Raw genomic sequence first — 13,963 nt, 5'->3', positions numbered from 1 at the left:
CGGCGATGCACCGGGGGCGGCGAACCCAATTACTTGAGTTCGACGGTGCCGCCAGCTGCTTCGATCTTGCCCTTGATCTCTTCGGCTTCTGCCTTGCTTGCGCCTTCCTTGACGGCCTTGGGCGCGCCTTCGACGAGAGCCTTGGCATCTGCGAGGCCCAGGCCGGTGATGGCGCGGACTTCCTTGATGACCTGGATCTTCTTGCCACCGTCGCCGGTGAGAATGACGTCGAATTCGTCCTTCTCTTCAGCAGCGGCGCCAGCGTCGCCGCCACCAGCCGGTGCAGCAACTGCAACAGCAGCAGCAGCCGAAACGCCCCATGCTTCTTCAAGCGCGGTTGCAAGTTCAGCGGCTTCGAGAACGGTCAGCTGCGAGAGCTCTTCAACAATCTTCTGGATATCAGCCATTTCAATACACTCCAATTCGGTTCGGGCGCCGGTCAATCAGGCGGCCCGTGATCTGGGTCGAATTACGTCTTGTCCGCTTACGCGGCGTCCTTGGCGGCATATGCGCCGAAAACGCGAGCGAGCTTTGCGGCAGGTGCCGTCGACAGCTGGGCGATCTTGGTCGCCGGAGCATTGACGAGACCCACGAGCTTTGCGCGCAGTTCGTCGAGCGAGGGCATCGAGGCAAGAGCCTTCACGCCATCGGCATCGAGGACCTGCGAACCCATCGAACCGCCGACGATCTCGATCTTGTCGGTCGTCTTCGCGAAATCGATGGCAACCTTTGCGGCGGCCACGGGATCGACCGAGGTGGCGATCGCGGTGGGGCCGGTCAGGTAGTCGGAGATACCGGTATAATCGGTGCCTTCGACAGCCCGCTTGGCAAGACGGTTCTTCGCAACCTTGTAGGTCGCGCCTGCTTCACGCATCTTCTGACGCAGTTCGGTCGACTGAGCGACCGAAAGTCCGAGGTTGCGGGTGACGACCACCACGCCCACCTCGTTGAAGATGGCGTTCAGCTCTGCGACCGAGTCGGCTTTCTGCGAACGATCCATGCTTACTCCTTCACATATGATCATGCCCGCCGGGGCGCGCATGATCGGCTCATTGTGTCCACGCGTGCGGCATTGCTGCCGGTCGGCGCAGGCGAGTCCGTACGATCAGGGAAGGAGTGCGCTGAAAGGCGCGGAGTGCGGCAGTGATCGCATGAAGCAATCGGGGCCGCGAAAATCTCGTTTCCCCGTCTAGGCTGGAAATTAAGACCGGCATATTCCGGTCACCAACTGTCTCGGACGGATGACCGAATCCGCGCAATGCGTCATCGGTCGGGCGGGCCTTTGGCGTGTGGACGCGGGAAAGTCAAGCGGATCGCGGCCATGGGGTGTTTCGACTGGGCGATCACAAGCCTCTCCTGAAAGGCTCGACCGGGCAGATTGCCCTGCCCGGTCGCTTTGGATGATGTAAGGGGCTTATTCTGCTGCCGCTTCATACCCGAGCAGGTCACCCGGCTGGCAGTCCAGTTCCCGGCAGATCGCCTCCAGTGTGGAGAAGCGGATTGCCTTGGCCTTGCCGGTTTTCAGGATCGACAGATTGGCGAGAGTGAGGCCGACTCGTTCCGCCAGTTCGGTCAGGGTCATGCGGCGTTCGTAAAGAAGGTCATCCAGTTTCACCACGATACCATGTCCTTCCGTTTCGCTGTTCGACTTGGGCGCCATCACACGGTTCCTTCCAGCTCTTCGCGCATCTCGGCGCCCTTGCGGAAAACGCGGGCCAGGATGAACAGGGTGAGGATGAGGAAAAGCGAGCTGCCCTCGACACCGACTTGCCCTTGCATCTCGGCATGTTCGACCGCGCCTGACAGCCATGCGCCACTTGCCTCGATCGGGATGGCGATCAGGAACATGCCCAGCGAAAGCCATGCCATGCTGGTCAGCCGCGTGGCGTTGATCGGCACGAAGGGATCGCCTTGCGCCACGGTATCGACGATGCGGCGCAGGTGGCGGATGAAGAAAAAGGCCATGACCAAGAGGCCCGCCACCAGCATCAGCATCAGCAGGATCACCCAATAGGCCGATGAAGGCGCGTCATTGGCGACCAGCTCCGCCGACACCTGGCTGTAAAAGATGCCGATGGCCGGAATGGTGATCGCGATGGCGGCAAGCGCGATGACTGTCACCGCCAGCCCGAAGGTCAGCAGGAAGCGCGCGATGGCGAGCAGCGGGTCGTTGCGGAATTGGGTCATGGATATTCTCCCCCTTCTGTATTCAGGGCCGGCCTTCAGGCCAGTGTATTCAGGGATGGCTTTCAGGCCAGGGCCGGTGCTGCGGCCACTGCCAGCATCGTGCCTGCAGGGGCCGGCGCCACGGTCGGGACCCAGATGGTAAGTGCCATGAGAAGCGCGGCAGCGGCGGCGATGGATTGGTGAAGTGCGGTGCTCATTGTCGTTCTCCGATAATATCAATATCGATATTCAATAAGTCATAGCCGCCATATCGTCAATCGATAAATATCGAAAAACGATATGGCGCTGATTGTTTTACGAAAAATCCGATGCATCTGGCAGCGCGACCGGTGCAAATTGCCGAATCGATGCGCGAAAAGCGCCGCGGCAACCCTTTGACAGCGGGCGGACGTGCTCCTATATCGCCGCCTGTCCGACAGTTTCGAGCAAGGCGGCCTTTGCGCGTAGGCATGCCGAGGAATGGAAGCGGGACGATCCACAACGACGCGACGGCTGCTGGCCACGACTCGCCGATTTCGGCGGGATTTCGTGCGCGATGCGGCCTTTTGTCGTTGGGAACTCACACGCGAGACGAAATTCAAGGCCGTGCGACTCACCCCCGGCGAATCGCATGCGCCCGGTCCGCAATCTTTAAGGCAAAGAGGCTCTCTCTCTTATGGCAACCCAGATCGACGATAACGCACGCCAGGTCGGCTCGAAGAAAAAGCGTATCCGCAAGATCTTCGGCGACATCCACGAAGTCGTGCAGATGCCGAACCTGATCGAAGTGCAGCGCGAAAGCTACGAGCAGTTCCTGCGCTCCGATCCGGCGACCGGCTATGTCTCGGGTCTTGAAAAGACGCTGCGCTCGGTCTTCCCGATCCGCGATTTCGCCGGCACCGCCGAGCTGGACTTCGTGCATTACGAGCTGGAAGAGCCCAAGTACGACACGACCGAATGCCGCCAGCGCGGCATCACCTATGCGGCCCCGATGAAGGTGACGCTGCGTCTGATCGTGTTCGAAATCGACCCCGATACCGAAGCGCGCTCGGTCCTCGATATCAAGGAGCAGGACGTGTACATGGGCGACATGCCGCTCATGACCTCGAACGGCACCTTCATCGTCAATGGCACCGAACGCGTGATCGTGTCGCAGATGCACCGTTCGCCGGGCGTGCTGTTCGACCATGACCGCGGCAAGACGCACTCCTCGGGCAAGTATCTCTTCCTTGCGCGCGTGATCCCCTATCGCGGTTCGTGGCTCGATTTCGAATTCGACGCCAAGGACATCGTGAACGTGCGTATCGACCGCAAGCGCAAGCTGCCGGTCACCGCGCTGCTTTACGCGCTGGGCCTCGATAGCGAGGGTATCCTCGACCATTTCTACAACACCGTGACCTGGCAGCGCGGCGAGGGCGGCTGGAAGATCCCGTTCACCGCCGAGGCATGGCGCGGCCAGAAGCCCGCTTTCGACATCGTCGATGCGTCGTCGGGCGAAGTCGTGTTCCCCGCAGGGCAGAAGATTTCCCCGCGTGCCGCCAACAAGGCCGGCAAGGACGGCCTGTCCGAACTGCTGATCCCGACCGAGGAAATCTTTGGCCGCTATGCCGCCAAGGACATGATCGACGAAAGCACCGGCCGCATCTGGATCGAGGCTGGCGACGAAGTTTCGCCGGAAAACCTCGAAGTGCTGGACGGTGCCGGCGTCGACCAGCTTGAACTGCTCGACATCGACCACGTCAACACCGGCCCGTGGATCCGCAACACCATGAAGGCCGACAAGGCCGAGAACCGCGACATGGGTCTGGAAGCCATCTACAAGGTGATGCGTCCGGGCGAGCCGCCGACGAAGGAAACCGCCGAGGCGCTGTTCGAAGGCCTGTTCTTCGATGCCGAACGCTATGACCTCTCGGCCGTGGGCCGCGTGAAGCTGAACATGCGTCTGGGCGTCGATGCCGAGGACACGATCACCACGCTGCGCAAGGAAGACATCCTTGCCGTGGTCAAGGAACTGGTCGACCTCAAGGACGGCAAGGGCGAAGTCGACGACATCGACAACCTCGCCAACCGCCGCGTGCGTTCGGTGGGCGAGCTGCTTGAAAACCAGTACCGCGTCGGCCTCCTGCGCATGGAGCGTGCGGTCAAGGAGCGCATGAGCTCGGTCGACGTGTCGACCGTGATGCCGAACGACCTCATCAACGCGAAGCCCGCCGTGGCCGCCGTTCGTGAATTCTTCGGCTCCTCGCAGCTCTCGCAGTTCATGGACCAGACCAACCCGCTGTCGGAAGTCACCCACAAGCGCCGCGTTTCGGCGCTTGGGCCCGGTGGTCTTACCCGTGAGCGCGCAGGCTTCGAAGTCCGCGACGTTCACCCGACGCACTATGGCCGTATCTGCCCGATTGAAACGCCCGAAGGCCCGAACATCGGTCTGATCAACTCGCTCTCGACCTTTGCGCGCGTCAACAAGTACGGCTTCATCGAAACGCCGTACCGGAGAGTCATCGACGGTCAGGTGACTGGCGACGTCCAGTATCTGTCCGCAATGGAAGAGCAGAAGAACACCGTCGCGCAGGCTTCGGCCGATACCGACGCCGACGGCAAGTTCGTCGAGGATCTCGTCTCGGCCCGCCAGAACGGCGAGTTCGTGATGAGCCCCTCCGATCAGGTCACGCTGATGGACGTTTCGCCCAAGCAGCTCGTCTCGGTCGCGGCTTCGCTTATTCCGTTCCTGGAAAACGATGACGCCAACCGCGCACTGATGGGCTCGAACATGCAGCGTCAGGCCGTGCCGCTGGTCCAGGCGGAAGCGCCCTGGGTCGGCACCGGCATGGAAGAAACCGTGGCCCGCGATTCCGGCGCCGCCATTTCGGCCAAGCGCGGCGGCATCGTCGATCAGGTCGACGCGACCCGTATCGTGATCCGCGCGCAGGGAGATGTCGAAGCCGGCCAGTCGGGCGTCGACATCTATCGCCTGCAGAAGTTCGAGCGTTCAAACCAGTCGACCTGCATCAACCAGCGCCCGCTGGTGAAGGTGGGCGAGGTCATCGAGGCTGGCGACATCATCGCCGACGGCCCGTCGACCGATCTGGGTGAGCTGGCTCTGGGCCGTAACAGCCTCGTCGCGTTCATGCCGTGGAACGGCTACAACTACGAGGACTCGATCCTGATCAGCGAACGCATCGTGAAGGACGACGTGTTCACCTCGATCCACATCGACGAGTTCGAGGTGATGGCCCGCGACACCAAGCTGGGTCCCGAAGACATCACTCGCGACATCCCGAATGTCGGCGAGGAAGCCCTTCGCAACCTCGACGAAGCGGGCATCGTCTATATCGGCGCCGAAGTGCATCCGGGCGACATCCTGGTCGGCAAGATCACGCCCAAGGGCGAAAGCCCGATGACGCCGGAAGAAAAGCTTCTGCGCGCCATCTTTGGCGAAAAGGCCAGCGACGTGCGCGACACCTCGCTTCGCCTGCCGCCGGGCGTTGCCGGCACCATCGTCGACGTGCGCGTCTTCAACCGCCACGGCATCGAGGTGGACGACCGTACCCGCGCCATCCAGAACGAGGAAATCGAACGCCTCGCCAAGGACCGTGAGGACGAGCGCGCCATTCTGAACCGTGCGACCTACAACCGTCTGCGCGACATGCTGATGGGTCAGACCGCCGCTTCGGCGCCCAAGGGCGTGAAGAAGGGCGTCGAGATCGACGAGACCCTGCTGGACGAGGTCGAGCGTCACGAATGGTTCAAGTTCACCGTCGCCGACGATGCGCGCCAGTCGCAGCTCGAAGCGGTGAAGAGCCAGTATGACGAGAGCGTCAAGTCGATCAACGCCAAGTTCGAGGACCGCAAGGAGAAGCTCGAGCGCGGTGACGAACTGGCTCCGGGCGTTCTGAAGATGGTCAAGGTCTTCGTCGCGGTGAAGCGCAAGCTGCAGCCGGGCGACAAGATGGCAGGCCGCCACGGTAACAAGGGTGTGATTTCGCGCATCCTTCCCGCCGAGGACATGCCCTTCCTTGAAGACGGCACCCCCGTCGATCTCGTGCTGAACCCGCTGGGCGTGCCTTCGCGCATGAACGTCGGTCAGATCTTCGAAACGCATCTCGGCTTCGCGGCGCGCGGCCTTGGCATGCAGATCGGTGAGCAGCTCGACGAATGGCGTGCGAACAACCCCGACGCGATGGCAGGCCCGCCGCCCGCCGCGCTGATGGACAAGCTGAACGATGTCTATGGTGACAACTACGCCGATGACATCAACAGCCGGACGAGCGAGGAAGTGGCCGAACTGGCGCATAACCTGCGTCGCGGCGTTCCGATGGGCACCCCGGTGTTCGACGGCGCGCGTGAGGGCGATGTCACGACCATGCTTGAAAAGGCAGGTTATGACAGCTCGGGCCAGTCGGTGCTGTATGACGGCCGTACGGGTGAGGCGTTCGACCGCAAGGTGACCGTGGGCATCATCTACATGCTCAAGCTGCACCACCTTGTCGACGACAAGATCCACGCACGTTCCATCGGTCCCTACTCGCTTGTCACCCAGCAGCCGCTGGGCGGTAAGGCGCAGTTCGGCGGCCAGCGCTTCGGCGAGATGGAGGTGTGGGCGCTTCAGGCATACGGCGCTGCGTACACTCTGCAGGAAATGCTGACGGTGAAGTCCGACGACGTTGTCGGCCGCACCAAGGTTTACGAAGCGATCGTCAAGGGCGACGACACCTTCGAGGCCGGCATCCCTGAGAGCTTCAACGTGCTCGTCAAGGAAATGCGCTCGCTGGGTCTCAACGTCGAGCTTTCGTCGCTGACCGACGACAGCGACGAAGACGGTCCGGCCCTGCCCGAGGCGGCGGAATAAGGGATACAGGCGGCGGTCGACTGACCGCCGCCTTCCCCCGCCACCTAGACGATTTTCCCCTCATAGGGATTTGAAAAATGAACGAACTGACGAAATTCGCAAACCCGGTCGCAAAGCCCGAGACCTTTGACCAGATCCAGATCGGTCTGGCATCGCCCGAGCGTATCCGCAGCTGGTCCTTTGGCGAGATCAAGAAGCCCGAGACCATCAACTACCGCACGTTCAAGCCCGAGCGTGACGGCCTGTTCTGCGCGCGCATCTTCGGCCCGGTAAAGGACTACGAGTGCCTTTGCGGCAAGTACAAGCGCATGAAGTACAAGGGCGTCGTCTGCGAGAAGTGCGGCGTCGAAGTCACCGTGACCAAGGTGCGCCGCGAGCGCATGGGCCACATCGAACTGGCAGCGCCCGTCGCCCACATCTGGTTCCTGAAGTCGCTGCCCTCGCGCATCGGCCTGCTGCTCGACATGCAGCTGAAGCAGCTTGAGCGCGTGCTTTACTTCGAGAGCTACATCGTGACCGAGCCGGGCCTGACCCCGCTCGAAAAGTTCCAGCTGCTGACCGAGGACGAACTCCTCGACGCGCAGGACGAATATGGCGAAGACGCATTCAGCGCCGACATCGGTGCGTCCGCGGTCAAGACCATGCTGATGGATCTCGACCTCGAGCAGGAGAAGGAAGATCTTCTGCAGGAGCTGGCCGAGACCAAGTCTGCGCTGAAGCCCAAGAAGATCATCAAGCGTCTGAAGGTCGTGGAGAGCTTCATCGAATCCGGCAACCGCCCGGAATGGATGATCCTCGAAGTCGTGCCGGTCATTCCGCCCGAACTGCGCCCGCTGGTGCCGCTCGACGGTGGCCGTTTCGCGACCTCGGATCTCAACGATCTCTATCGCCGCGTGATCAACCGTAACAACCGCCTGAAGCGCCTGATGGAGCTGCGTGCGCCGGACATCATCGTCCGCAACGAAAAGCGCATGCTGCAGGAAGCCGTCGATGCCCTGTTCGACAACGGCCGCCGCGGCCGCGTCATCACCGGCGCCAACAAGCGTCCGCTGAAGTCGCTGTCCGACATGCTCAAGGGCAAGCAGGGCCGCTTCCGTCAGAACCTTCTCGGTAAGCGCGTCGACTATTCGGGCCGTTCGGTCATCGTGACCGGTCCCGAACTCAAGCTGCACCAGTGCGGCCTGCCCAAGAAGATGGCTCTGGAGCTGTTCAAGCCGTTCATCTACGCCCGTCTCGACGCCAAGGGTCTGTCCATGACCCTCAAGCAGGCGAAGAAGTGGGTCGAGAAGGAGCGCAAGGAAGTCTGGGACATCCTTGACGAGGTGATCCGCGAACATCCGGTGATGCTGAACCGCGCACCGACGCTGCACCGTCTTGGCATCCAGGCGTTCGAACCCGTGCTGATCGAGGGCAAGGCGATCCAGCTGCACCCGCTGGTCTGCTCGGCCTTCAACGCCGACTTCGACGGTGACCAGATGGCCGTTCACGTTCCGCTGAGCCTTGAGGCGCAGCTGGAAGCGCGCGTGCTGATGATGTCGACCAACAACATCCTCAGCCCTGCGAACGGCAAGCCGATCATCGTGCCTTCGCAGGACATGGTGCTGGGCCTGTATTACCTGTCGATGGATCTCGACGGCGAACCGGGCGAGGGCAGCATCCTCACCGACATGGCCGAGGTGCACCAGGCTCTCGAAGTGGGCGCTGTGACGCTCCACTCCAAGATCCACACCCGCGTCCCGCAGTCGGACGAGGACGGCAACACCTATCTCAAGCGCGTGGAGACCACTCCGGGCCGCATGCTGATCGGCGAATGCCTGCCCAAGAGCCACACGGTTCCCTTCGAGGTCGTCAACCGCCTTCTGACGAAGAAGGACATCGGCGACGTCATCGACCAGGTCTATCGTCACACCGGCCAGAAGGACACGGTGCTGTTTGCCGATGCCATCATGGTGCTGGGCTTCCGCCACGCATGCCGTGCGGGCATCTCCTTCGGCAAGGACGACATGATCATCCCCGACGCCAAGGAAGGGCTGGTCGAGGAGACCAAGGCGCAGGTCGCCGAGTACGAGCAGCAGTATCAGGAAGGCCTGATCACCTGGCAGGAGAAGTACAACAAGGCGATCGACGCATGGAGCCGTTGCGGCGACCAGGTCGCGGCCGCCATGATGGACGAGATCAAGGCCCAGCCGCGTGACGAGGATACCGGCCGTCTGAAGCCGATCAACTCGATCTACATGATGAGCCACTCCGGCGCGCGTGGTAGCCCGGCCCAGATGAAGCAGCTGGCCGGCATGCGCGGCCTGATGGCGAAGCCGTCGGGCGAGATCATCGAAACGCCGATCATCTCGAACTTCAAGGAAGGTCTGACCGTTCTTGAATACTTCAACTCGACCCACGGCGCTCGTAAGGGTCTGGCCGACACCGCGCTCAAGACGGCGAACTCGGGTTACCTGACCCGTCGTCTGGTCGATGTGTCGCAGGACTGCGTCATCGTCGAGGAAGATTGCGGCACCGAGCGTGCGCTGGAAATGCGCGCGATTATCCAGGGCGGTTCGACCATCGCATCGCTGGGCGAGCGCATCCTGGGCCGTACGCTGGCCGAGGACATCGTCCACGCCAAGACCGGCGAAGTTCTGGCCACCAAGGGCCAGCTGCTGGACGAGGCCGCGATCAAGGTGATCGAGGAAGCCGAAACGCAGGTTGCCAAGATCCGCTCTCCGCTGGTCTGCGAAGCGCAGCAGGGCGTTTGCGGCAAGTGCTATGGCCGTGACCTCGCGCGCGGTACGCCGGTCAACATCGGTGAAGCTGTCGGCGTCATCGCCGCGCAGTCGATCGGTGAGCCGGGCACGCAGCTGACCATGCGTACGTTCCACATCGGCGGTGCGGCGCAGCTCAACGAAACCTCGCACCTCGAGGCGGTGTCGGACGGCAAGATCGTCTATCGCGACATGCCGACCATCACCGACAAGCGCGGTCGCCGTCTGTCGATGGCCCGCAGTGGTGAGATCCTGGTCATCGACGCCGAGGGTCGTGAGCGCGAAATGCACCGCGTCCCCTACGGTACCGTCATCCTTTTCGAGGACGGCGCGCAGGTGAAGCAGGGCGATCGCATGGCAGAATGGGATCCGTTCACCCTGCCGATCATCACCGAGCAGTCGGGTGTCGTGAAGTTCCAGGACATCCTCGACGGCAAGACCATGACCGAGCAGGTCGACGAAGCGACGGGCATCGCCCAGCGCGTCATCACCGAATATCGTGCGCAGGGTCGTTCGAAGAAGGAAGACCTGCGTCCGCGCATGACCCTGCTGGGTCAGGCCGGGGACGAAACCGAGGCGGCACGTTACATGCTCGCCCCGGGCACGACGCTTTCGGTCGAGGACGGTGCGGAAGTGCAGGCCGGTGACATTCTGGCCCGTGCCAGCCGTGAAGCTGCCAAGACCCGCGACATCACCGGCGGTCTGCCGCGCGTTGCCGAGCTGTTCGAGGCACGCAAGCCCAAGGACAACGCGGTCATCGCCAAGGTGTCGGGCCGTGTCGAATTCGTCCGCGACTACAAGGCCAAGCGCAAGATTGCGATCATCCCGGAAGAGGGTGATCCGGTCGAGTACCTGATCCCGAAGTCGAAGGTGATCGACGTTCAGGAAGGCGACTTCGTCAAGAAGGGCGACAACCTGATCTCCGGTTCGCCCGATCCGCACGACATTCTGGAAGTTCTGGGGATCGAGGCTCTGGCCGAATATCTCGTGAACGAGATCCAGGAAGTCTATCGCTTGCAGGGCGTGAAGATCAACGACAAGCACATCGAGACGATCGTTCGTCAGATGCTGCAGAAGGTCGAGATCACCAACGGTGGCGATACTACCCTGCTGCCGGGCGAACAGGTCGACCTCGAGGAAATGCTCGAGACGAACTCGAAGCTGGGCAAGGGCAAGGAACCGGCCGAAGGCAAGCCGATCCTGCTGGGCATCACCAAGGCGTCGCTGCAGACCCGCAGCTTCATCTCGGCCGCTTCGTTTCAGGAAACCACGCGCGTGCTCACGCAGGCCGCGGTCGAGGGCAAGCGCGATTCGCTGATCGGTCTGAAGGAAAACGTGATCGTGGGCCGCCTCATCCCCGCCGGTACCGGCGCGGGCATGAACCGGGTCCGCGTTGCCGCCTCCAGCCGCGACGCCGCGCTGCGCGCCCAGTATCGCAAGATGCAGGAAGCGCTGGTCGCAGCAGAGACTGCCGCCGAAGAGCATGAGGCCGAACTGGCCCAAGGCCCTGAAGCGGCGATCGGTGACGATCCGCTGGCGGCGGTCGAGGGTGAAACCCACGGCACCGATGCGGATGCAGGCGATTACCTGAACCCGGAAGCGGCCGACGGCGACGAGAACGCTTGATAGCCAAATCCTGACAGGGGCCTTCCCACGGGACGGTCCCTGCACAGAATATGAAAATCCCCGCAATTGTGATCAAACCGATCCGATTGCGGGGATTTCTTTATGTAAATTTCAAAGCAGCCTTTTGCCAATCGTCTGGAAGAATTGGGTTTTCGCCATTTTACGGCGGTTTTACCATTCACGGTTAGCCTGTCCTCCTAACCGACGAACGCAGCATGATTGGGCGGATAATGGGGGCAAAGCAGGAAGCGGTTTTCAGCCGCGACGAATTGCTGCTTGCGCGGCGATTGGCGGATTATGCCACGCGCGCACCCATAGCGGCCATGTTGAGCGGCCTTTCGGCGATGATCGCCTGCGCCATCGCTCCGATGCAGACGCATTCGCTCTGGCATGGGCTGTGTGCGCTGTGGCCGGCGATCATCGGGGTAATCAGCGTGGCGCGGGTGTGGCAGGCCGGGCGCATCCAGCATGACACGATCGATTTCGGCTATATCCGCAAACAGGTAGGGCTTGCCCATGTGCTGGCCTTTGCCGATGCGCTGTTCTGGGGGCTGGGACTAGGCTTCATCGGGACGATGCTCGACCTTGCCGCGCTGGTCACGATCTGCGTTCTGCTGGCCGGTATGTTGACGGCCTCGACGGTTAATCTCAGGTCCATGCCCACGGTGGGCATCGCGCTTACCGTTTCGCTTGCCGCTGGCGGATGCGTGGCGGGGCTGCTGCGCGGCGGGCATGCGGATCTCGCCGCCATGTCGGTCCTCGTGTTTTATGCGCTGGTCGTGCTTCACTGCATCCGCGTCGATGCCGCCGATTACGAGGCCCGCTTCAAAGCCGAATTCACTGTCGGCGAAAACACCGAAACGATCCGCATGCTGCTGCACGACTATGAGGCACAGAGCGCCGACTGGCTCTGGCAGGTGGATGGTTCGGGCTGTCTCATCGATGTATCCGACCGCTTCAGCGAAGCCGCCTGCCGGCCCAAGAGCGAGATCGAGGGTCGCGAAATTGTGGGGCTGTTCCGCGCCGGGATGCAGCGTGAGCAGCTTGCCTCCCGCCTGCTGCGGCGCGAACCATTCCGCGATATCACGCTGGAGCTTGACGGCTTTGACAATGGCCGTTGGTGGACGCTGTCGGCAACGCCGCGTGACGACGGCACGATCCGCGGGGTCGCCCGTGATGTGACGGCCAGCCGCCGGACCGAACAGCGCGTCGCTTTCATGGCGCATCACGACGGACTGACAGGGCTTGCGAACCGCTTCCTCTTCGGGGAGACCCTCTCAGGCCAGCTTGCCCGGCAGCGCAGCGGCGATATCTGTGCGCTGCTCTATCTCGACCTCGATCATTTCAAGTCGATCAACGACACGCTTGGTCACAGCTGCGGCGATCTCTTGCTGACAGAGGCGGCGCGCCGGATTTCAAGCAAGGTCAAAGGCCATGATCTCGTCGCGCGGCTCGGCGGTGACGAATTCGCAGTGTTGCTGACCCGGTTCCGTGACCGGGAAGAGGCATTGAACGTGGCCGAGCGCATCGTCGCCGCGATCGTCGAGCCTTTCCGGATCGAAGGCCAGAAACTCAATATCTCGACCAGCGTCGGCGTCGCCTTTTTCAAGGGGCAGGGCGGCAAGGCCGACGACCTGCTTCGCCAGGCCGACCTTGCGCTTTATGCCGCAAAGGCGCGGGGGCGTTCCTGTTTTGCGCAGTTCGAGCCGTGGATGGAGGAAAAGGAACGCGAACGTGCCGCGCTTGAGGCGGACCTGCGCACAGCGATACAGGAAGGGCAATTCGCGCTCCATTTCCAGCCGTTGATCAAAATCGAAAATGGCAGGATCGCAGGTTTCGAGGCGCTGGTCCGCTGGGAACATCCGCGTTTCGGCGTTGTCATGCCCGGCGAATTCATCCCCATTGCCGAGGATACGGGCCTGATCATCCCATTGGGCGAATGGATCATGCGCAATGCGATCAAACAGGCAGCAGGCTGGCGCGACGGTCAGCGCGTTGCGATCAATCTTTCGCCGATCCAGCTGAGGAGCGCGCGTCTCTTGCCCATGCTGATCAATTCCATCGCGGAAACGGGCATGGATCCTTCGCGGATCGAACTGGAGATCACCGAGAATGTGCTGATGCAGGATTCGGAGGTCAATATCGCGACCCTGCACAAGATCCGCGACCTTGGCGTGCGCATCTCGCTTGACGATTTCGGGACGGGCTATTCCTCGCTGAATTACCTGCGCAGCTTTCCTTTCGACAAGATCAAGATCGACAAGTGCTTCGTGAACGATCTCGAACGGCGCGAGGATTGTCAGGCGATCATCCGTGCCGTCACCTCGCTCGCAGGGACGCTGGGCATAGATACGGTGGCCGAGGGGATCGAGCGCGAGGAGCAGCTCAACTGGCTGCAGGGTGCGGGCGTGACCGAAGTGCAGGGTTTCTACATCTCCTACCCCTTCAACGTGGAGGAATTGAGCGATGGTCGCCCGTTCGAGGGCAAGCGCGACGACGACTGGCGGCGCGGCACGCGGCGCCTCACCAATGCGGCCTGACCCCGCTTTCGCACCCTCTGGTGGCA

General features: G+C 62.1%; 8 protein-coding genes. 3 read left to right on the top strand and 5 right to left on the bottom strand.

The features are described from left to right. Positions 1-29 precede the first annotated feature (29 nt). From rplL to A9D13_RS21285, 5 genes are all read right to left on the bottom strand, one after another. The gene (rplL, locus tag A9D13_RS12645) at positions 30-407 is read right to left on the bottom strand and encodes a 50S ribosomal protein L7/L12 (RefSeq protein WP_066774311.1); all 378 of its coding nucleotides are present in this window, start codon (positions 405-407) and stop codon (positions 30-32) included. A 77-nt stretch (positions 408-484) separates the two neighbouring features. Beyond that, entirely contained in the window at positions 485-1,000 is a 516-nt protein-coding gene (gene rplJ, locus A9D13_RS12640; protein ID WP_066774656.1) for a 50S ribosomal protein L10, read from the bottom strand. Between the two features lie 414 nt (positions 1,001-1,414). Next, a complete protein-coding gene (locus A9D13_RS12635) occupies positions 1,415-1,660 on the bottom strand; it encodes a helix-turn-helix domain-containing protein (RefSeq protein WP_066774309.1) in 246 nt (81 codons plus the stop codon). Further along, positions 1,660-2,187 (bottom strand): DUF2975 domain-containing protein, encoded by a 528-nt coding sequence (locus tag A9D13_RS12630; protein WP_066774306.1) that lies wholly within the window; start codon positions 2,185-2,187, stop codon positions 1,660-1,662. The genes A9D13_RS12635 and A9D13_RS12630 overlap by 1 nt, the downstream gene beginning before the upstream one ends. A gap of 62 nt (positions 2,188-2,249) precedes the next feature. Then, positions 2,250-2,384: a hypothetical protein gene (locus A9D13_RS21285; protein WP_268235828.1), complete on the bottom strand. Its 135-nt coding sequence runs from the start codon at positions 2,382-2,384 to the stop codon at positions 2,250-2,252. A gap of 458 nt (positions 2,385-2,842) precedes the next feature. Between A9D13_RS21285 and rpoB the strand changes: the two genes are divergently transcribed. The 3 genes from rpoB to A9D13_RS12615 all read left to right on the top strand — a co-directional run bounded on the left by rpoB (position 2,843) and on the right by A9D13_RS12615 (position 13,937). Then, entirely contained in the window at positions 2,843-7,015 is a 4,173-nt protein-coding gene (gene rpoB, locus A9D13_RS12625; RefSeq protein WP_066774305.1) for a DNA-directed RNA polymerase subunit beta, read from the top strand. A gap of 77 nt (positions 7,016-7,092) precedes the next feature. After that, entirely contained in the window at positions 7,093-11,397 is a 4,305-nt protein-coding gene (gene rpoC / locus A9D13_RS12620) for a DNA-directed RNA polymerase subunit beta' (protein WP_066774303.1), read from the top strand. 215 nt (positions 11,398-11,612) lie between these two features. Beyond that, on the top strand, positions 11,613-13,937 hold the full coding sequence (locus tag A9D13_RS12615; RefSeq protein ID WP_082922378.1) for an EAL domain-containing protein: 2,325 nt from the start codon (positions 11,613-11,615) through the stop codon (positions 13,935-13,937). Positions 13,938-13,963: the final 26 nt, after the last annotated feature.

Source organism: Croceicoccus mobilis (genome assembly GCF_001661965.1).
In the GTDB taxonomy this organism is placed as follows: Bacteria; Pseudomonadota; Alphaproteobacteria; order Sphingomonadales; family Sphingomonadaceae; genus Croceicoccus; species Croceicoccus mobilis.
Note: the sequence above shows the minus strand (reverse complement) of the source record. Positions and strands in the feature narration are given on the sequence as shown.